Here is a 20,176-nt window from a genome sequence, read left to right on the forward strand (position 1 = left end):
TAGGAGCCTTTGCTCTCTTAACAGCATTAATATAGATATGGCAATTCAAAGGTTCATTTAATGGAAAACAATAATTTAATCTTTTATTTTACCTGAGCCAATAAAATAAAAACCTGGCTATTAAGGGTTAATCACTCAATAAAACTCAACCGGTTAAAGCCTCTGGTTAACAGTCAGAGGCCCGCAAACTCAAGTGCAGTTAGATTTGAGTGTTCCCCTAATTGTTTCACGTGGAACAAATGGTTATCGAAAGTACTTTAATAAACATTCATCTTCTTTTTTACGCATAATTGCCTGCTCCTCTTCGGATTTATCATTATATCCGCACAAATGCAATACGCCATGAAAAATAACCCGGTGCAATTCCCTTAAAAAAGGTTCGCCAAGAAATTGCGCATTAGAACGTACAGTATCTACACCAATGAAAATTTCTCCGACCATTGCATCTGTAGATCTTTCCCGTAAGTCAAACGTTATAATATCAGTATAATAATTATGGTTGAGATACTGCTGGTTAATGGCCAGAATTTCTTCATCAGTACAAAATGTATAATGCAAAAGGTCCAAAGGCTGTTCATTCTCTTTAAACAGAGAAATAATAAAAGCTTTAAGCCTTTTCCTTTCAGAAAGAGCGACATTGCCGTTAAAAGAAAACTGGACCACCGGAGCGTTTTTAAGTATCATAATTTTCAAAATTCGTAAATAAAAGACAACCTACAATAGTTAGATTTGCAAGATGGAACAAGAAAAAGACCTGCTTTTGTCTGAATTAAAACCTGGCCAGCGTGCCCGGATACAGAAGTTTACAACAGAAGATATTTTCCTGAAACTGATGGAAATGGGATGTTTACCAGGGGAAGAGATAGAAGTTATAAAGATTGCTCCACTCCATGACCCTATTTCTATATCTGTAGCAGGATATACCTTAAGTTTAAGACTTGATGAAGCTCGTTTTATTGTAGTGGATACCATAAATTAACTGTGAATGAAAATCGGATTATTTTTTGGCTCCTTTAACCCTGTACATCATGGGCATTTAATTATTGCAAGTCATATACTGAATGAAGGGTTTACAGAAAAAATATGGTTTATTGTATCTCCTCAAAACCCTTTAAAGGAGTCTGCCTCACTTTTAAATGAAAATCAACGCCTCCACCTAATAAAGCTGGCTATAGAAGATGATCTTCGCATGCAGGCTTCTGATATTGAATTTCACCTGCCCAGACCTTCTTATACAGCTGTTACCTTAGCACATCTGTCAGAAAAGTACCCACAACATGAATTCTCAGTAATATTAGGCGGAGATAGCTTTCAAAATATAGAAAAATGGAAAAATTATAAATATATAATAGAAAATTATAATATATTAATATATAATCGTCCAGGCTTTATAATCAATTTAGAAATAGCTGATCGTATTACAATACTGGACGCGCCTTTACTGGAGATATCCGCAACCCTGATCAGGAACCTTATCCGTAATAAAAAATCCATCCGTTACCTGATGCCCGAAAATGTAGTAGAAGAAATTGAAAGATCAGGTTATTACAGAAAATAACCTAATGCCAGGCAGGACAAAACCAAAACAGGAGCGGGAAGTTTCGTAAATATCAAAACGATAGCTGTACCTGCCACTACCAGCAGATTAGCACCATTAAAACCCTGAAAGTTAAACAAGGAAAGATCTTTCATAATGTATAAAGTAGATCCAATCATAATACCCATCACTACTGCATTAATGCCTTCAAGCGACCGGTAAATACCCGAATATTTTTTCAGCATATTCCAGATCGGGAAGAAAAACAATACAAGCAGAGCGCTTGGCAAAAAAATACCAATCATTGCAATAATGATCCCCGCCACCTGCCAGTAATTTCCCATATTCTTTAACGCCAGCCCACCCGTGTAAGAAGCAATTGAAAACACCGGGCCTGGCATTGCACGTACCAATCCTATACCCGTAAGCATTTCTTTTTTATCAATGCGAATAACATTGGGGTTCTTTTCTTTTACTTCATCCGGCCTTACACTATATTGTTCATAAAGAATGGGCATCAGTACGTTGCCTCCTCCAAAAACCAGGCTGCCCATGCGGTAAGTATTCTCAAATAAGTTAACGGGCTTCCTGTATTCCCAATCATGCTTACGGGCCATTTCACTGAATACTCCCGCAAGAATAAATATAATCCCAAAAAGCCAGATATTCCACCAGCGTATTTTTCCGGGTTTTATTTCCTCCTGGGGAATCCTTTTCTTACTAAGATTGGTTACAAAACCACCTAAAACAATGAGGACAGGCACTACAAAAGGTCTTCCAAAAAATAAAAAGGTAAGGAGTGCCGAAATGATCGCTATAAAAAAAGTGATCCTGTTATTAACAGAATAAGGAAAAGCCGAAACACAGGCATAAATTAAAAAACCTGCGGCCATTGGTACGATGTATTGAAACAACTTCAGCGATTCTCCGCCTTTGTCCAAATAATTTACCAAAAAAGACAAAGCGCCCATGATACTACAGGCGGGTAATATCCATACCAAAAGCGTTAGTATTGCCAGCAATATTCCCCCGCGTTTAAAACCAATCAATGTCAGTGTCTGTGTAGAAGACGCTCCAGGCAGTAACTGGCAAAAAGCATTGTACTCCATCAGTTCCTGCTCAGTAACATAGGGCGTTTGTTTTACAAACGTTTTCATCATCATTGCCAAATGCGCCTGCGGCCCCCCAAAAGCAGTGATGCTGTGGAGAAAAACCAATTTCAAAAAATGCAGGTGCCTTAGTAACATTACAATTGGGTATCAATTAGACAATATGCCTCCACAAAAACCTTTTGATTCCATACAATCAAGATAAACAATTTAAACAATATTTCTAAATAAAACTTAGCGCTTTCAAAGTATAAACCTAAAAAATGCTTTATAAAAATACTGATCCTTATTGGCATAACAGATAAAATATAAGAACCGGGGTATATCCTTTACATCTACTCTGCATTTCCTTCTTTATTTAAAGAAAGCTGAATGAGGAGCATTAAAGACAGGAGATAAAGCGCTTAAAAACTATTCCTGCTGATACTGACCAATAACGATAACGTTGTTAATACCTGCTGCAGTACTTTATCAGGATGGGTTACCTATTATTACTTTGGACGGTTTTGCTTTTAAATTACAAGGTCATGCAAGAGCAGCAGGCAATGAAACCGTACAGTAAACTAACGGATGGGAATAAAAAGCATTTGATGGTATTACTTTAATAAACTATGTACGCTTGTCATAATTTCATCAAATCGATGGTATAAATAGCGGGATGCCTGTTAAATATTTAATCCTCCGCAAACACTGATCGTTTGCCCGGTTATATAAGCGCCCATATCCGATGCAAGGAATAAGGCTGCATTGGCGATATCTTCTCCTTTCGCAAATTTTCCCAAAGGAATATCCTGTAAATATTTAGCTGCACTATCCCCCTCGTGCAGGTAACTCGTCATATCTGTTTCCACAAAGCCCGGTGCTATGGCATTGCACCGGATGTTCCTGCTTCCCAATTCTTTTGCAACGCTTTTTGTAAACCCTATAATACCTGCCTTACTGGCTGCATAGCTTGCCTGGCCTGCATTTCCCATTATGCCGATTACAGAGCTCATATTAATAATACTTCCCGATTTTGCTTTCATCATCGGTTTTATTACCTGCTTGGTCATATAAAACACACTGTTGAGGTTTACCTGTAATACAGATTCCCACTGTTCCGGTGTCATACGCAGTAACAGGTTATCTTTAGAAATACCGGCATTATTTACACAAATATCAATAGTACCAAATTCTTTTAATACAGTATCCGCAAATGCCTCACAAGCTGAAAAATCTCCTGCATTGCTTTGGAAGGCTTTTATCTTAACCCCTTTACCGGCCCATCTTTTCACAATTGCAGCTGCTTTTTCTGCACTGCTATCGCTAACATAAGAAAAAGCAATACTGGCACCTTCTTCTGCAAATTTGTCAACAATAGCTTCTCCAATTCCACGGGCAGCACCGGTAATCACCGCAATTTTATTTTCCAGTAATTTCATAAAACAAAAAAGTAGGTTTCAGAATAGTTGCAAATAACGTCAATTATTTTGGTACTATAAAGTTTTATAATCCGGCAGCCGCGCTAATTTCAAGCATCCTGTCAATTGGTTTTTTTGCTGCGAGGCGTAGCCCTTCATCCATAATAATATCCGGTATTTCATATTTCATGCACAGGTATATTTTTTCAAGGGTATTCCGCTTCATATGCGGACAATCATTACAGGCACAACTGTTATCCGGTGGAGCAGGAATAAATTTCTTATGCGGATTTACTTTTTCCATCTGGTGCAGGATGCCTGTTTCTGTAGCAACGATATATTCCTGTGCGCTATCCTCTTTTGTAAACTTCAATAAACCGGTTGTAGAACCTATATAATCGGATATCCGCAGCAACGGTTCTTCACATTCAGGATGCGCGATCAGTTTTGCATCCGGATGCTGATGTTTAAGCCGGGTAATCTTTTCAAGACTGAAAATTTCATGTACCATACAGGCGCCGTTCCATAGCAACATGTTTCTTCCGGTAACCTTGTTGATATATGCACCTAAATTTTTATCCGGTGCAAAAATTATTTTCTGATCCTTGGGAAAGCTTTCCACAATTATCCTTGCATTGCTGCTGGTAACAATTACATCACTCAATGCTTTTATACCTGCGCTGCAATTGATATAACTCACCACAACATGATCAGGATATTGTTCCCTGAATCTTTGAAATAGCGGAGGCGGGCAGCTATCGCTTAAAGAACAGCCAGCTTTAAAGTCAGGTATCACCACTTTTTTTGTTGGGTTCAGGATCTTGGCCGTTTCTGCCATAAAATGCACACCGGCAAACACGATCATATCTGCATTGGTCTTTTGCGCTTCCTGTGCAAGCCCCAGACTATCCCCGATATAATCCGCAATGTCCTGTATATCCGGCTCCTGGTAGTAATGTGCCAGTATTACCGCATTTTTTTCTTTTTTCAGTTTTTCAATCTCCGCAAACAGGTCTAACTGCGGATCTACCTCCACATCCAAATACCCGTTTTTCTCTAACTCATTTTTTGCTGTTTCCAAAACTCCTGAAATCATGATTGAAAAAATTTTGAGACTGCAATGATACGACCAAACACAAATAGAAAAACAAAACTTTTTTTACCAGCCTTTTTCTTATAATAGTATTTATATTAATTATTTATTTTAAAATAAGCTATTATTATTATGGTTGTGAATTAGTGGATAATTCAGTTATTCACTTTTTTAAAAAAGTTGAACTTTTCATTTACCCACATAAAATTAATAGTTATTCACACAATGAAGTTACGAATTGTATCTGTTATGAAAGGTTATTCACAAAAATGTGAATTGCTTCCTGTTTATAAAAATAAGATACATATTAAATTTACATTATGTTAATATTGATGGTATAAAATTACACCTGTTCACCAAAATTTTAAAAGCAGACTGTTCCAACAAAAATTTAAGCCAGTAATACATTTCACATACACGTTTCACAGCAGGTTATTCACAACAACAGGCTGTTATTCACATCGCTGTGGGGACAAATAATTGTCTGAGTAAAAGTTTTATTCTGATGAAATACTTCACTGTATTGGTCCCGGAAACTGTAAAAAACAAGTATCTTTAACTACCATTTATTTCATTCTAAAAAAAATTTTATGGTAAACAACAAGCACATTGCCACATTTATTTTAGGCGCACTGGCCGGTCTTGCTGCGGGTAAATATGCAAGTATGAGTGATGAGGAAAAAGAAAAGATGATGAGTAACCTGAAAGAAAAGGCGAATCACCTGAAAGAGGAAGCTACAAAGACTGCCGGCCAGGCAAAGGATTATTTTACGGAACTGGCTTCTAAAGGAACAGAAGCGTTGAAAGAACATTTTCCGGAAGCTGAAAAATGGATGAGTGATCTTTTTGTAAATAAAAACAGCAATACGGCTTCTGCCGATACCGGTTCAGCAGATACAGCAAAATCCTGACAGGAATAATATAATTTAAGTAAGGTAACCTTAGGACCAGGTACCTCTTTATATAAAGTTGTTTGGATTTGGAACCAGCTTTAAAAATTTGTGAAGGTTTTGCTGATAATTTTTTTTGTCTAACTTATAAAAGTAAGCACCCTTTTTAGATCCTGTTTTATCCTTGTCCTTTTGTTTTTGCAGCAGGCCGGTAGAAAGCATTTTCCTGCTGAAGTTTCCTTTATCAAAATTGGTTTCATAAACGTCTTCAAACAAACTTTGTAAAAGCGGAATGGTAAATTTATCCGGCAACAGCTCAAATAATATGGCGTGCGAAGTAGCTTTGTACTGCAATCTTTTCTGCGCCATTTTAACCATCTCTCCATGATCAAAGATGAGTTCTGGATAATCTTTTATGGAGAACCATTGCGCCTGATAAGCAGTGCTTATTGATTCTTTATATTTTTTTATATCGATTAATGAGAAGTAAGCAATTGAAATGGTACGTTCCTGTGTATCCCTGTCAGGTTTTGTGAATGTATAAAATTGTTCCTGGTATATATCCTTTAATCCTGTTAAATCAGCAAGAATACGGCTTGCGGCTTCATCAGCGCTTTCATTTTTTGCAATAAAACCTCCCATCAGGCTCCACTTGCCTTTTAAAGGCGTAAGCGCTCGCTTTACCAGCAAAATTTTAAGATTCTGCCCATCGTATCCAAAAACGATACAATCAACAGCTACGGTGTAACGGGATTGATTACTGTATTTTGCTGATGCCATAATGGAAAAAGCATTTTTCTAAAAATAATTTTCAAAATGACAATTAATCTTATTATAAGGCAAATGTAATGTTTCTATGAATAAAAAAGGGGCTGTATCAAAAGTCATTATTGTCATACCGGATCAAGCCCGGTATGACAATAATGACTTTTGATACAGCCTGTTTTAGTAAAAGAATTATTTTTAAGAATTCATACTGGCCAAAAATTCTTCATTACTTTTTGTTCCCTTCATACGCTTTAATAATTCCTGCATGGCTTCTTCAGTTTTCATATCAGCCAGGTAAACACGCAGCAGGTTCATTCTTTGCAGTACATCCCTGTCCAGCAGCAGGTCATCTCTTCTTGTAGAAGATGCGGTAAGGTCAATAGCCGGATAAATCCTTTTATTGGATAATCTTCTGTCTAACTGCAATTCCATATTACCGGTACCTTTAAATTCTTCAAAGATCACCTCATCCATTTTGCTACCGGTATCAATTAACGCAGTAGCTAAAATAGTTAAAGAGCCGCCGTTTTCAATTTTACGGGCGGCACCAAAGAACTGCTTGGGCTTTTGCATAGCATTTGCTTCCACCCCACCGCTCAAAACCTTACCAGATGCAGGTGATACGGTATTATGGGCGCGTGCCAGACGTGTAATGGAGTCTAAAAGGATCACTACATCATGCCCGCATTCTACCAAACGTTTTGCCTTTTGTAAGGCCACAGTAGAAACCTTAACGTGTTTTTCGGCTGGTTCGTCAAAAGTAGAAGCAATCACTTCTGCTTTTACGCTGCGCTCCATATCTGTAACCTCTTCCGGTCGCTCGTCTACCAGTACAATCATCAGGTAACATTCCGGGTGGTTCTCAGCAATGGCGTTTGCCACAGCTTTTAGCAACATGGTTTTACCGGTTTTAGGTTGCGCCACAATCAGACCGCGCTGACCTTTACCGATAGGTGTAAACAGGTCAATGATCCGGGTAGATAAATCTGATGGCCTGGTAAACAGGTTTAATTTTTCGTAAGGGAATAAAGGGGTGAGGTAATCAAACGGAATCCGGTCCCTTACCTCATCCGGTTTTTTACCATTAATAGTATCCACCTTGAGTAGTGCAAAATATTTTTCGCCTTCTTTCGGAGGACGCACCGCTCCATGAATCGTATCACCGGTCTTTAATCCGAATAGTTTTATCTGGGAAGGAGAAACATACACATCATCCGGACTGGAAAGATAATTGTAATCAGAAGACCTTAAAAAGCCATAGCCGTCAGGCATCATTTCCAAAACTCCCTCACTCAGGATCACCCCGTCAAATTCTACATTAAAAGAAGGATTCAGATCTTTTTTAGGGGCATAAACCTTGTTTTCAATGGGATATTCGATGTCTTCAACCGGGGCTACCACAGGGGCATCGTATTTTTCAGTAGCCTTTAATGCCTGTAAGATAAAAGCTTCAGTTGCAGCGTCTGTTTTAAATACAGTTCCTTCTTCTTCCGGGGCGTTTTCAGCGGCTTCCACTGGTTCAGCCTTTTTAGGTTTTACGCTTTTTTCTTCTTCTTTTGCTTTTTCTTCCTTTTCTTCTTTCGTTTCTTTTTTCTTTTTAGCCGGGGTCTTTTTCTTTTTGGCCGGGGCTTTTGCCGTTTTTTCTGCCGCTTCAGAATCCTTTTCCTCCTTGCCGTCTTCCTCAACAAAAGCTTCTTCAGTTCCGATAGATGTGGTTGCTTTTACAATTCTTTTTCTTTTCGGACGATCGGTAGCGGCAGTTTTTGAACCGGTAACAGCCTGACTGTCAAGAATTTTATAAATCAGGTCCTGTTTGTTCAGTTTTTTGGCATTTGGAATTTTCAACTGTTCAGCAATGTCTAACAGTTCAGGAACGAGCATATCGTTCAATTGTAAAATATCGTACATAAGTGTGTGGGATTAATCAAAAGATTAAATCTTAAATGTGATAATTTGTGATGAAATTTTAGTTTTTTCGGATTGATAAATGGTAGTTGATATTACCATCCAGCAGAGATGATCATATGTGTTATAGGGTCATTTCTGCACCAAAAATAGTATGTTTTCCAGAAAATTAAAAATTTTTAATAATTATGTCGCCTTTTTGGGTTATTGTTAACGGACTTTCGGGAAAATCCTTTTTACTGAGGTGCTGCATCCGGGTAAGCACTTTTTTTGCCGGGTCCAGCCTGGGAGTATGATCATTGGCAGGCAGTTGCATAGTAGAAATAATGCGGCCATTTACAAAATCCCCTTTTTTATTTACTCTTATTTTCAGGATCGGCGCAATGCCCATCGGGCCTCTTAAGCTGATAGAGCCATAGGTGGCATAGTTGCCCAGGCTGTACGCGATCAGCTTGTTTTTATAAAGTTCAATTCCCCTGGTCACATGCGGGCCGCTTCCCAATACCAGGTCAGCACCAGCATCAACACAGCTTCGGGCAAAAGCATATACATTGCCACGGTTTTCACCATGGAACTGCTCGCTTTTGCGGGGTACATGCTCTGTGGTGTCTCCTTCGGCTCCGCCGTGAAAGAAAACCATCAGGATATCCGTACTATCCCTGATCTTTTTTATATGGTTAGCAACCAACTGCTGTTGATTAATGCGCAGATGCCGCCAGCCAAAACCAACGCCAATAATACCATATCTTATACCTCCTTTTTTTATGATCGTATAAGGGTAATGTGTTTTGATGCCTGCATAATGAATACCGGCTTTGTCCAGTAGCTCCATGGTTTGCTTCAACCCCTGATTACCAAAATCCCCGGAGTGATTATTGGCCAGGCTCAGAAAATCGAAACCAGCCTGTTTAAAGAAATTCTCTGTTCCCGGTGGCATCCGGAAGACATAACAGTTACCAGGATCAGCGCATTTTTTTTCCGGAGTTGGCGCATTCGTAATCACCCCCTCCATGTTTCCTAATAAAAAATGACCGGTTTTTAATGAATCTGCCAATGTATGAAGAATATTGTGTTTAGGTAGTCCTGATCTGTTTGGGTAATCAGATCCCAGCATCAGATCTCCCACGGCTGTAATAGTGATCACTTCCTCCTTATTCCCGGTACCCGGATCTGCCTTAGAAAGGGGAACAGGAATCGTTTCCTGGTTATTACATCCCATAAGAATAAGGCCAGCCACAACAATATAAGGCAGTTGCATACTCCTGTAAAGGTATAAAGAAACGCGGGATGAAAAAGTTTATCGGTGTCAATTAATATCTTTGCCGCTCAAGCAACAGACTATGTTCAATAAGAGAATTAAAGTGAAGGAGCTTCTGAAACAGGAGCCGGCAGGACAAGAAGTAACAGTAATGGGTTGGGTAAGAACTTTTAGAAATAACCAGTTCATCGCATTAAACGATGGATCTACCAATGCCAATGTGCAGGTAGTGGCGGAATTGGGAAAGTTTGATGATGCGCTATTGAAGAGAATTACCACATCAGCCTCTTTGAAGGTTACGGGAACCGTTGTCCCTTCTGTTGGTAAAGGACAAAAACTGGAAGTAAAAGCCGCAACTATAGAAATATTAGGTGATTCTGATGCAGAGGCCTATCCGCTTCAGCCCAAAAAGCACTCTTTAGAGTTTTTAAGGGAAAAGGCGCACCTGCGTTTCCGTACCAATACATTCGGGTCTGTGTTTCGTATCCGGCATGCTTTGGCATTTGCTGTGCATCAATTCTTTAATGAAAAGGGCTTTGTGTACCTGCACACCCCTATTATTACAGCGAGTGATGCAGAGGGTGCCGGGGAAATGTTCCGGGTTACTACCCTGCCGTTTGAAAATACACCGAAGAATGGAGATGGTTCTATTAACTTTAAAGAGGATTTCTTTGGAAAACCGACTAATTTAACGGTAAGTGGTCAGTTAGAGGGAGAACTGGGCGCAACAGCCTTTGGTGAAATCTATACATTCGGACCCACTTTCCGAGCTGAAAACAGCAATACGGCCCGTCACCTGGCAGAGTTTTGGATGATTGAGCCGGAGATGGCATTTTATGACCTGGAAGATAATGCCAACCTTGCCGAGGAATTTATTAAATACATTATCCGTTATGTTCTGGAAAACAACCGGGAAGATATTGAGTTCCTATCTCAACGCATGGTGGATGAAGAAAAGCAGCTGCCGCAGGATAAGCGAAGCGAAATGGGCCTGATTGAGAAGCTGGAATTTGTAGTGAATAACGATTTCCAGCGACTGACCTATACCGAGGCCATTGATATTTTAAAAGAAAGCAATTATAATAAAAAGAAAAAGTTTCAGTATCCCGTAACCGGCTGGGGCATGGATCTGCAAAGTGAGCATGAGCGCTATCTGGTAGAAAAACATTTTAAAAAGCCCGTCATTCTTATGAATTACCCCGCCTCTATCAAAGCGTTCTATATGCGTATGAATGAAGATGGTAAAACGGTAGCGGCAATGGACATACTGGCGCCGGGTATTGGTGAGATCGTAGGAGGCTCCCAGCGGGAAGAGCGACTGGAAGTGTTGCAGGATAAAATGAAAAAAATGGGAATACCGGAGGAAGAGCTTTGGTGGTACCTGGACACGCGCCGTTTTGGAACCGTTCCCCACGCAGGGTTTGGATTGGGTTTTGAGCGGATGATCCAGTTTGTAACCGGCATGAGCAATATCAGGGATGTGATCGCTTTTCCTCGCACCCCCAAAAGCGCTGAATTTTAAAACAAGGCCAGTTTTTGATCAGTAAACCCGCTAAAGATAGGATTAATCCCTTCTTTGCCTGTAAAAACCGGCAGGTTCAGTTTTAACCTGTCGGTTTTTATTTAGCTGAGCGGTTTTGCAGGCAGCCAGGGCATTGGTGGAATTTTTGCCGGGATCCTGTAATAATTATTTCTTAAAGAATCATTCCAGCCGGCCGGGTTCTTATCAAAACTCCTGCTGTTAAAATAAACGCTGCCCTGTATCCTGGGGTTGTCCCGTAAAATTTTTATCTGATCTGGTATCTGGGAAGGTTTTCGCCAGTTCGTATTGCTGCTTTCATAGTAGCGGTAAATCCCGTGCCCGATATATACATGACGCCCATAGCTGTGTTTGGCCCACCAGTCAACCATGGTTTCATAGGCAATCAGCCGGTCTCCTATTTCGCGGTAGAGTTGGGGCGTTACATAATCAATCCATCCCTTTTGTAACCATAACAGCACATCAGCATATAAATCATCATAGTTTGTGATACCGGCTTTTGTATCGCTGCCCCTGGGATCTTTAGAAGCATTCCGCCAGACCGCAAAGGGACTGATACCGAATTTGCACCAGGGTTTTATGGTTTTTATAGCAATATCCAGGTTCCTGATCATAGAATCCACGTTCGCTCTTCTCCAGTCTGCCTTGCTGAGTGCTGTTCCGGATTTTTTATAGGCGTAATCATCCGGAAAAGGCTTTGTACCGATGGGATAGGGATAAAAATAATCATCCATATGAATGCCGTCAATATCATACCGGCGCACCAGATCTTTTACCACATCCACTACAAATTGCTGTACCTGTTTATTGGCCGGATCAAAGTAGCGGGTGGTTCCATAGGTTATAAACCAGTCGGGCCGTTTACGGATCAGGTTATCCGGCGCAATGGAAGAGGATCCGATCCGGAATTCTGCCCGGTAGGGGTTCAGCCATGCATGAAATTCCATTCCCCGTTTATGGGCTTCCCGGATCATAAATGCCAGCGGGTCATAAAAGGGCACAGGTGCTTTTCCCTGTACGCCGGTCAGCCATTCGCTCCAGGGTTCGTAAGGAGAAGGATAGAACGCGTCTCCGCTTGGGCGCACCTGTACAATAACAGCGTTCATACCGTTGCGTTTGTGCATATCCAGTTGGCGGATAAATTCCGCCTTTTGCTGTTCAACAGTAGCGTGCTTTGGTGGCCAGTCAATACCTAATACTGTAGCAATCCATACGCCCCGGAATTCATATTCGGGGCTTTGAGCATAAGTATTCTGACAAAAGGAAAAAAGAAGAAAACAAACACAGAGTAAACGGATCCGCTTCATAGTATACAAATGTAGCCTAACAAATCCTTAATAAAAAAACCTGTTGTTGTCATGTAATTTAGCCAGCAGTACGTTTGTTGCTTCTGCTTCCTGTGGAGAAATTGTACTGAACAGTTCTGTAATCCGGTCTTCAATTCCATCCAGCGCAGCCAGTTTTTCAAGTCCTTTATCTGTAATAACCACATCCACTAAACGATTATCCGAAACATTGATGTTTTTTGTGACGAGCCCTTTGGTTACCATCCGGTCTACAATACGGCTGGTGTCGCTCATGCGGTCTGTCATGCGTTCCCTAATCTGCAGGGTAGACAAGGGTTTGGGAAAGCTACCCCGGAGTATCCGTAAAATATTATATTGCTGAATGGTAATATTTTCTTTTTTAAAAGTACCTTTTAAAAAGGATTCCAGATAGTTTGAGGTAACAAGAAGATTTAATGCCAGTTTATGATAGCTGTTTTTAAACTGGCGTTGGTTTAATTTCTCCTGAATAGACATAAGGCTTTATTTTGGTTTCTTTGCCAGAAAAGCAATTTTTCCAAACTTATGTTTGTTAACAAAGAAACAGTTCTGTTATGAAATTTATAAAAAAAACAATAAGCTCAAAAAGATTAAATAATTTTTTAACAAATGTTTATTTTCATTTAGTTTGATTAATAAAGAAGTATATATAATAAAATTTTTTAAATCATGAAACTAAAGACTTTAGGAAGTACAGGCTGGCAGGTTTCGGAGCTGTCTTTTGGCTGTATGTCGCTTGAAAAAAATACACCAGCAGAATGTGCCTATTTAATAGAAAAAGCAGTTGCTGCAGGAATTAATTTTTTTGATACAGCCGATCTTTATGAAAAAGGGGCAAACGAGGAAAAAGCAGGTGCGGCACTCAAACAGATACGTAAAAAAATCTTTATTGCAACAAAAGTAGGTAATGAATGGAGGCCGGACGGATCCGGATGGAACTGGAACCCCCGGAAGGAATATATTTTAACTTCCGTTGAAAAAAGCCTGCAGCGATTGCAAACGGATTATATTGACCTGTACCAGCTGCATGGTGGAACGATTGAAGATAACATTGATGAAACCATTGAAGCATTTGAACTACTGAAGCAGCAGGGAAAAATAAGGCATTACGGTATCAGCAGTATCCGGCCCAATGTGATCCGGGAATATGTAAAACGCTCTTCCATTGCATCCGTAATGCTGCAATACAGCCTGCTGGATCGCCGGCCTGAGGAAACAGTATTGAGCCTCCTGAAAGAAAACAATAAGGGCGTACTGGTAAGAGGGGCACTGGCGCAGGGTTTGCTGATTGATAAGCCTGCAAAGGAATACCTCGGTTACAGCCAGAAAGAAGTGCGGCAGTTACAGGAAGCGATCCGGGCATTCAGCAACTATACGCCACAGCAACTGACGCTGCAATATGTGCTGCAAAACCCGGCTGTTACCAGTGTGGTGGCCGGCATCCGCACCAATGAGCAACTGGAAGAATTGCTGGCCGCGTTAAAGCCCGTAGTAACAACAGTTTCTGAGCAATTATCTGCCTGTCTGAAGCCTTTGCAATACACGCAACACCGGGAATAAAAAAACAGGGAAATAATTCTTTTTCAAATAAAAATATCCTTATTTTTGCAGCCCCAATCGCGCATGCCATTGGGGAAAGATTCCTCCTTAGCTCAGTTGGTTAGAGCATCTGACTGTTAATCAGAGGGTCGCTGGTTCAAGTCCAGCAGGGGGAGCAAGAAAATCAAGCAGTTACATATTAAAAGTGTAGCTGCTTTTTTCATTTGAGACATGTTGATTTTTGTGGAAAAGTTTTTGAGTTTTATGAAGCCCAAAACGAGTCTTTAAGTACCAATTTGATCCGTTATGGTTTGTACGGTGTTTCCTTAATATTTCCTTCGTAGTAGCCTGCTATAATTGAAAACTGTTTATCGGTTAAAAGCATTGTGTGCAAGTCATTGCTGCCATACAATAAATAAAACTGTTCATCGCTATTTTTAGCTTTTAATATTTCGTTTACTTTTTTAAAGAAATTTCTTGGCGCTGTATCCCAAAATGTATTGTTGTCCAGATCCTTTTGAGTATAAAGTTGTATTGTGTCGCCATTAACTAAAACATTAAAAGAATTTTCCTTATCGTTTAGTTTTTGAGCAGACAGTGAAATGCCTCTTTTTGCTAAAATTCTATTAAGTCTAGGGAGAAAAAAATCAAAGCTAAATTCAGCCAGTTCCTCGGCATCAATATGGGCGATCCTAAAGTTGTCATCATCATAAATATCAAAAGAATCAGTGAGGTGTGCTTTTGAACTTCCAACCCTTGAACTGTCAGCGTATTTTAAGAAGCCATTGTTTATGAGTTTTGCTGCATAATTGCCTTTTTCGGATTTCTGCACATTGTTGTTATTGGTTCCTTTATCCTGATTGCAACTGATCATAAATATTAAATAAATGAGTACTAATTGTTTCATGGTGTCTGTTTAGTTTTGATAACGACGGTTTGCAACCTGGCGAAGGAGGATATCTGAGCTCAAAAGTTCATGTAAAGCACAAATGTCTCTGCGAAGCACGTTGACTGACATATTATTAAACCGGTTGTTTATAACGATTTTTTGTCATAGCGATGCTGAAATAATTATGTTAGCAACTCTTCTGCAATTTTCAATATTACCAAGCAGGCCCATTCTTTCTGTCTCTACTTTAAAAAGGAATTGTGCCATTGTCTCGATATCTGCGTTGTCAATTTTTAATTTGAGAACTTGTGGTATGTAACTGTAATATTCATCCCTTGCTTCTTCGTACTCGTTTACACCAATTGGGTCCCACTCATTCCACAGTAGTTCATCAATAATTGTATAAAGACGTCTCTGTTCTTGTGTCACCCAAATAAGTTTTTAATTTTATCAATAATAGTTGCTTTTCTTTTTGTCGGACAAATATTTACTTCATCAAAGGGATCAAAGTTTGGCTCAAGTCCTTCAGCTATTAGTCGTCCAGAATCGTAACGTCTGCCGTCTTTGTCAATCAAATATGGAAAGCAGTATATGGTTGTTCTATAAATTTTTGGATCTGGAAATTGAAACTCAATATTAGCTTCTGTTATAAAATCTATGTCAAAACCGTTTGCTACTAATTCCTTATCAATGATTCCTTTTAATGTCTTTGCATTAAGTGTTAATGGAAGAATATTAAGCTCTGTGGGGTTGAATGAGGCCTGCAATACATTTAAAGAGGCTTTTGTTAATTTAAGTTGTCGTGCCGCATTCAATAACCAGTCGCCCATATAACCGCAATTATAATAACGTTCTGTTCCAAAAAAGCTTTGAGTGATATTATGAGGAATTCCGTTAAGATTTTTACGTCTTGGCATAATTACTTGTGTAATATGGCGTATAATTCTTAAATATACAGCTTTCCCCTGTTTTAAATGGTTATTGTCGTAATTTTAAGCTGCTCAATAATAGCCGAAAATGAAAATTCCCCAATCCATCATAAACCGCCTCAATAAAAGATATGTTACCGCTATCGATGTGCATGGGAAGATTCCGAATGATTTTATTTGGATAATGAAGGATGTAAGGGTTTTTCTCGACAAAGCTATCCGCAAAGGCAACGCCATCAGCTTTAACGATACCGATTACCACATTTCAGAAAATCATTTTTGGGATATCGAGTTTTTTGAAGATTACTGCCATTTTATTTTCTTTTGTTTTAAACCCGGATTTACTCAAAAACTGATCCGGGCTTTACAAAGAGTGACCAGTACTGATCTCAACTATTTTCTTCAAACACTCTCACAATACCCGGCAGCTTATCCAAACGCCATCAACCATCCTACCGACCCCTACCTGCATTTTATCGGCAAGAAGCTATCCAGCATGAACCGGGAAAATATGCTCGCCGAAGTGATCCGGCTGGATAAGGAAAACCGGCAAAAGCTGTTAAGCGCATTACAGCAACAATCGGCCCCATTCCAGAAACCTGCTTTACCCAATCAACCAGCCGAAATTCCGTCTGCACCTTTCAGTAATATGTTAAGACCCATAAACGGCTCTATAAATACTACCCGGCAATTTATCCAACAGCAGCTTACCAATTCAGGCATTCCCTTTGAACTGTTTATATCCAAACCAGTAACGCAAACGCGCACGGGCAAAAACCCGGATGGGTTTGCCGGGGCCATTGCAAGTATGATTAGCACTTTTAAAGACCTGGGCTATTTTAAGGACGGTTTCACATTCCCGGAGATACTCGATGCTTATCTAAAGGAGACTGGCAACTCCATTGGCAAGCTCAATAATTTTAAAAGAAACTACCTGACCGATAACTATTATCTGCGCTATAAAGCATCTCTCGAAGACCTTTCCCTCAAAAAATACCGGGAAAACACCTGACATTCCTGATTTTCCGCCACACTGACTTGATATGCCTACGAGCTGACTATAGTTTGCGCTCATTGTTCACAATTAAAAACAATTAGTGATGAGCGCAAATAATCCTTTTGAACAAATTAATGAACGGCTGGATCAGATTCAAAAATCTTTGATCGCATGGTTTTCTAAACAGGAAAATAATAAAAACCAACAAGAGCGTACTTATAGCGCGGACTTCCTCACCCTCCCCGAGGTAGCTATTATCCTTAAAAAGCCTATTGGCACTGTCCGCGGCTATATACACTCCCGCGGGCTGCCAGCAAAAAGATTGGGTAAGCCCTACCTGGTCCGTAAAGACGATTTTGCTGAATGGCTTAGTAAATGGCAGGCTGCCGAAACCGAGATCACTTTACCACCGGGCGGTTATTCCCGTATGCTGGAGCACCGAAAAAAGTACAGCAAGCCTTAGCCTATCCACTAAAACGTGCGTACAAAGTTTTCATCAAATCATCAAAAAAAAACAAAGTCATGACTCCTCAAAAAATCAATTGTGACCAGGCGAAGAAATTAGATATTGTTAGCTACCTGGAACTGCTGGGGTGCAAACCGGCGAAAGTGCAGGGTAATGATTACTGGTATTATTCTCCGTTTCACAAAGAGCGCACACCTTCCTTTAAAGTAAACCTGAAGTTAAATGTATGGTACGATCATAGTTTAGGGAAAGGAGGTAACCTGGTAGATTTCGGCATTCATTATCACCAGTGCGCAGTAGCAGATTTCCTGGAAAAATTGAACCAACACCACAACCATTTTTCTTTTCATCAGCAGCATCAACCGCCTGTTAAATCTACGTTGGTCCAAGATGAAAAAACCGAATCGAAAATGCAGGTGCTCGCAATTAAAGAGCTGCAAAGCCCCGGATTAAAAGATTATTTTCAGAAAAGAGCTATATCAATTTCATACGCCGAAAAATATTGCAAAGAGGCTCTTGTAAGAAACGGGCAGCAACAATTTTCAATGATCGGGTTTAGGAATAATTCCGGCGGGTTTGAACTTAGAAGTATTGGTAATATTAAAAGCACCATTGCCCCAAAAGATATCAGCTTTTTTCAGCATGAAAAGCCCACATTAGCTGTTGTGGAGGGGCTGTTTGATTTTCTTTCCCTGTTGGAAAAGCAACAAGAACTTTTGCCCGAACTGACAAATTTTCTGGTACTCAATTCCCTTTCCTTTTTTGAAAGATCATTACCACTTATGAAAGAACACGAACGCGTTTACCTGCTGCTGGATAATGATGTTTCGGGGAAGAACTGCACTGCATCTGCTATGAAACAATCCCAAAAGTTCAAAGACCTGTCTTGCAAATATGTTCATCATAAAGACCTTAACGAATGGCTGGTGAAAGAAAAAACCCACGCACAGGAGCAAAGCATCCACAGGGGCTTTGGGCTTCGACGGTGAGGGAGCCAGCTATGTTCTCGTAGGCTCGTAACCTCACCTACTTCGAACATGCTGGCCCATTCATGGCCTTTGGGGGCCATTCATGGGGGGCGCAAAGCGCGGTTATCAAACAATAAATTGAATGAAATATGAACACAATAAAGCAAAAGAATAAGGGCGGCAGGCCGAGAAAATCAGTTAAACGGAGCTGTCGTTTGCGGGTAGCCTGTACTTCATTGGAGCTAAAAATAATTGAGCTAAAAGCGAGACAAGTGCAGCTTACCATTTCCGAATTTTTACGCGAGGCCGCATTGAATAGCCAAATTGTCACCCGAGAAAAAACGCTACCCGCGGCTGTTTTAGACTTTACCGGTACACTTAATCACCTTGCAGCTAACATCAATTCGCTGGCATATAAAAATAATTCCGCACAAACTTTTAATGCTTTTGAACGGGCAGAATTAAAGCAACTGGCGGCGCAGGTAAAAGAGTTGGCCCAGGCTATTAAAAACAGTTTGCAATGATTGGAAAGGCGATTACAGGAAAAGGATTTGCCGGGTGTATCCGGTACTGCCTGGAGGATAAGAAAATGAAGATGGATAAGGATCATACCCTGATGCAAAACCGGGCAGAGGTTTTACTCTTCAATAAATGTTTTGGCGATAAAAAAGAGCTGGTGCAACAGTTTAACAAAGTGCGAAAATTAAACCCAAAACAATCCAGACCGGTATTTCATTTTACCCTGAGTATGGCACCCGGGGAACAATTAACAAGGCCGCAATTGATCCAGATTGCCAGGGATTGCGCGGAGGATTTTGGTTTTACCGATAACCAGTTCTTAGCCGTGGAGCATAAAGACACCCAGCATCAGCACATTCATATTGTGGCTAACCGGATCGGATACACTGGCAAAACCAATGTATCGGATAGCAATAGTTATAAACGCATGGCGGAGTTCTGTCGGAAAATGGAACAGAAACACCAGTTGCAACGGGTGTTAAGCCCCCGGCGCTTTTTATCAAAAGATCAGCAATTGTTGCCAAGAAATGATCAGCGGAAGGAGCAATTAAAACCCGGTTGCGGGAGATTTTGCAGTCATCAAAAACAATGGAAACTTTCCAGCAAAAAGTAAGAGAACAGGGTTTTGAAATCATAAAAGGCCGTGGTATTTCTTTCGTGGATAGCAAGGGGGTAAAAGTAAAAGGCAGCGACGTGGGGCTTTCCCTGCAAACAATCGAAAAGCAAATCGAAAAAAATAAACGGGCGCAGGAACAAAAACAAACAGAATTTATCAAAGTAAAACAACGACAAAATACATTAACACGATGAAAGAAGAAATTATACAATCTGTATTGGAGGAATTATTGGAAGGGCAAAAAGAATCCCCGGTTAGTCTTGGCCTGCTGACGGCGGCAATTGAAAAGCAGTCGGATAAAATAACCGAAATAGAAGACAAAGTTGCCAAATTAAAAATTGAGGTTCCTGCACCTAATCTCCGGCCGGTTGAAGAATTGCTTGCTGCCCACAATCGAAAAATACAGGCCATTATTGCGGCCTAGCCAA

The 20,176-nt window shown here is 40.1% G+C and carries 24 protein-coding genes and 1 tRNA gene; 13 read left to right on the top strand and 12 right to left on the bottom strand.

The features are described from left to right. Positions 1-243: 243 nt before the first annotated feature. Positions 244-684, bottom strand: a complete 441-nt coding sequence (gene ybeY / locus A8C56_RS21075) for an rRNA maturation RNase YbeY (RefSeq protein ID WP_067760436.1) — start codon at positions 682-684, stop codon at positions 244-246. Between the two features lie 52 nt (positions 685-736). Here ybeY and A8C56_RS21080 point away from each other — a divergent pair, with 52 nt between their 5' ends. Continuing rightward, complete coding sequence (locus A8C56_RS21080) at positions 737-979, top strand: FeoA family protein (RefSeq protein ID WP_067760438.1); 243 nt, start codon at positions 737-739, stop codon at positions 977-979. A 6-nt stretch (positions 980-985) separates the two neighbouring features. Continuing rightward, positions 986-1,558, top strand: coding sequence for a nicotinate (nicotinamide) nucleotide adenylyltransferase (nadD, locus tag A8C56_RS21085; protein WP_067760440.1), 573 nt, complete (start codon positions 986-988; stop codon positions 1,556-1,558). On the opposite strand, the gene A8C56_RS21090 is transcribed toward nadD, so the two are convergent. From A8C56_RS21090 to nadA, 3 genes are all read right to left on the bottom strand, one after another. Continuing rightward, complete coding sequence (locus tag A8C56_RS21090; protein ID WP_245645625.1) at positions 1,546-2,760, bottom strand: chromate transporter; 1,215 nt, start codon at positions 2,758-2,760, stop codon at positions 1,546-1,548. The two genes, nadD and A8C56_RS21090, sit on opposite strands and share 13 nt — an antisense overlap. Before the next feature lie 551 nt (positions 2,761-3,311). Continuing rightward, on the bottom strand, positions 3,312-4,067 hold the full coding sequence (gene fabG, locus A8C56_RS21095; RefSeq protein WP_067760445.1) for a 3-oxoacyl-[acyl-carrier-protein] reductase: 756 nt from the start codon (positions 4,065-4,067) through the stop codon (positions 3,312-3,314). A 64-nt stretch (positions 4,068-4,131) separates the two neighbouring features. After that, the gene (nadA, locus tag A8C56_RS21100) at positions 4,132-5,142 is read right to left on the bottom strand and encodes a quinolinate synthase NadA (protein ID WP_179946951.1); all 1,011 of its coding nucleotides are present in this window, start codon (positions 5,140-5,142) and stop codon (positions 4,132-4,134) included. A gap of 587 nt (positions 5,143-5,729) precedes the next feature. Here nadA and A8C56_RS21105 point away from each other — a divergent pair. After that, on the top strand, positions 5,730-6,050 hold the full coding sequence (locus A8C56_RS21105; protein ID WP_067760447.1) for a hypothetical protein: 321 nt from the start codon (positions 5,730-5,732) through the stop codon (positions 6,048-6,050). A 48-nt stretch (positions 6,051-6,098) separates the two neighbouring features. Here the strand turns inward: A8C56_RS21105 and A8C56_RS21110 are convergent, their stop codons facing one another. The 3 genes from A8C56_RS21110 to A8C56_RS21120 form a co-directional block, all read right to left on the bottom strand. Next, entirely contained in the window at positions 6,099-6,809 is a 711-nt protein-coding gene (locus tag A8C56_RS21110; protein ID WP_067760449.1) for an NUDIX hydrolase, read from the bottom strand. A gap of 183 nt (positions 6,810-6,992) precedes the next feature. Further along, the gene (gene rho, locus A8C56_RS21115; protein ID WP_067760451.1) at positions 6,993-8,705 is read right to left on the bottom strand and encodes a transcription termination factor Rho; all 1,713 of its coding nucleotides are present in this window, start codon (positions 8,703-8,705) and stop codon (positions 6,993-6,995) included. A gap of 166 nt (positions 8,706-8,871) precedes the next feature. Further along, positions 8,872-9,960, bottom strand: coding sequence for a CapA family protein (locus A8C56_RS21120; protein WP_071609354.1), 1,089 nt, complete (start codon positions 9,958-9,960; stop codon positions 8,872-8,874). An 82-nt stretch (positions 9,961-10,042) separates the two neighbouring features. Here A8C56_RS21120 and asnS point away from each other — a divergent pair, with 82 nt between their 5' ends. Continuing rightward, positions 10,043-11,482, top strand: coding sequence for an asparagine--tRNA ligase (gene asnS, locus A8C56_RS21125; protein ID WP_067760453.1), 1,440 nt, complete (start codon positions 10,043-10,045; stop codon positions 11,480-11,482). Positions 11,483-11,583: 101 nt separating this feature from the next. On the opposite strand, the gene A8C56_RS21130 is transcribed toward asnS, so the two are convergent. Then, entirely contained in the window at positions 11,584-12,807 is a 1,224-nt protein-coding gene (locus A8C56_RS21130) for a glycoside hydrolase family 10 protein (protein ID WP_067762387.1), read from the bottom strand. 27 nt (positions 12,808-12,834) lie between these two features. Continuing rightward, positions 12,835-13,302: a MarR family winged helix-turn-helix transcriptional regulator gene (locus tag A8C56_RS21135; protein ID WP_067760455.1), complete on the bottom strand. Its 468-nt coding sequence runs from the start codon at positions 13,300-13,302 to the stop codon at positions 12,835-12,837. Positions 13,303-13,494: 192 nt separating this feature from the next. Here A8C56_RS21135 and A8C56_RS21140 point away from each other — a divergent pair, with 192 nt between their 5' ends. Together A8C56_RS21140 and A8C56_RS21145 are read left to right on the top strand one after the other, a co-directional pair. After that, a complete protein-coding gene (locus tag A8C56_RS21140; RefSeq protein ID WP_067760457.1) occupies positions 13,495-14,385 on the top strand; it encodes an aldo/keto reductase in 891 nt (296 codons plus the stop codon). Between the two features lie 81 nt (positions 14,386-14,466). Then, positions 14,467-14,540: transfer RNA gene (locus tag A8C56_RS21145), tRNA-Asn, on the top strand. Between the two features lie 128 nt (positions 14,541-14,668). Here A8C56_RS21145 and A8C56_RS21150 read toward each other — a convergent pair. The 3 genes from A8C56_RS21150 to A8C56_RS21160 all read right to left on the bottom strand — a co-directional run bounded on the left by A8C56_RS21150 (position 14,669) and on the right by A8C56_RS21160 (position 16,170). Continuing rightward, on the bottom strand, positions 14,669-15,271 hold the full coding sequence (locus tag A8C56_RS21150; protein WP_067760460.1) for a hypothetical protein: 603 nt from the start codon (positions 15,269-15,271) through the stop codon (positions 14,669-14,671). Positions 15,272-15,415: 144 nt separating this feature from the next. Next, complete coding sequence (locus A8C56_RS21155) at positions 15,416-15,682, bottom strand: hypothetical protein (protein ID WP_067760462.1); 267 nt, start codon at positions 15,680-15,682, stop codon at positions 15,416-15,418. Beyond that, a complete protein-coding gene (locus A8C56_RS21160) occupies positions 15,679-16,170 on the bottom strand; it encodes a hypothetical protein (protein ID WP_157098055.1) in 492 nt (163 codons plus the stop codon). The genes A8C56_RS21155 and A8C56_RS21160 overlap by 4 nt, the downstream gene beginning before the upstream one ends. A 100-nt stretch (positions 16,171-16,270) precedes the next feature. On the opposite strand from A8C56_RS21160, the gene A8C56_RS21165 reads away from it, so the two are divergent. The 7 genes from A8C56_RS21165 to A8C56_RS21195 all read left to right on the top strand — a co-directional run bounded on the left by A8C56_RS21165 (position 16,271) and on the right by A8C56_RS21195 (position 20,172). Next, complete coding sequence (locus A8C56_RS21165) at positions 16,271-17,194, top strand: hypothetical protein (protein ID WP_067760465.1); 924 nt, start codon at positions 16,271-16,273, stop codon at positions 17,192-17,194. Positions 17,195-17,282: 88 nt separating this feature from the next. Next, the gene (locus tag A8C56_RS21170; RefSeq protein ID WP_067760467.1) at positions 17,283-17,642 is read left to right on the top strand and encodes a helix-turn-helix domain-containing protein; all 360 of its coding nucleotides are present in this window, start codon (positions 17,283-17,285) and stop codon (positions 17,640-17,642) included. 59 nt (positions 17,643-17,701) lie between these two features. After that, entirely contained in the window at positions 17,702-18,634 is a 933-nt protein-coding gene (locus A8C56_RS21175) for a toprim domain-containing protein (RefSeq protein ID WP_067760469.1), read from the top strand. Between the two features lie 128 nt (positions 18,635-18,762). Continuing rightward, positions 18,763-19,137 carry a plasmid mobilization protein gene (locus tag A8C56_RS21180; RefSeq protein ID WP_067760471.1) on the top strand — a complete coding sequence of 125 codons (375 nt, stop codon included), beginning with the start codon at positions 18,763-18,765 and terminating at the stop codon, positions 19,135-19,137. Continuing rightward, positions 19,134-19,745, top strand: coding sequence for a relaxase/mobilization nuclease domain-containing protein (locus A8C56_RS21185; RefSeq protein WP_067760473.1), 612 nt, complete (start codon positions 19,134-19,136; stop codon positions 19,743-19,745). Before A8C56_RS21180 ends, A8C56_RS21185 begins: the two co-directional genes overlap by 4 nt. After that, positions 19,721-19,942, top strand: a complete 222-nt coding sequence (locus A8C56_RS21190; RefSeq protein WP_067760475.1) for a hypothetical protein — start codon at positions 19,721-19,723, stop codon at positions 19,940-19,942. Before A8C56_RS21185 ends, A8C56_RS21190 begins: the two co-directional genes overlap by 25 nt. Further along, positions 19,939-20,172, top strand: a complete 234-nt coding sequence (locus A8C56_RS21195) for a hypothetical protein (protein WP_067760477.1) — start codon at positions 19,939-19,941, stop codon at positions 20,170-20,172. The genes A8C56_RS21190 and A8C56_RS21195 overlap by 4 nt, the downstream gene beginning before the upstream one ends. The last annotated feature ends 4 nt before the right edge of the window (positions 20,173-20,176 follow it).

Origin of the sequence: Niabella ginsenosidivorans, assembly GCF_001654455.1 — a bacterium.
Taxonomy (GTDB): domain Bacteria; phylum Bacteroidota; class Bacteroidia; order Chitinophagales; family Chitinophagaceae; genus Niabella; species Niabella ginsenosidivorans.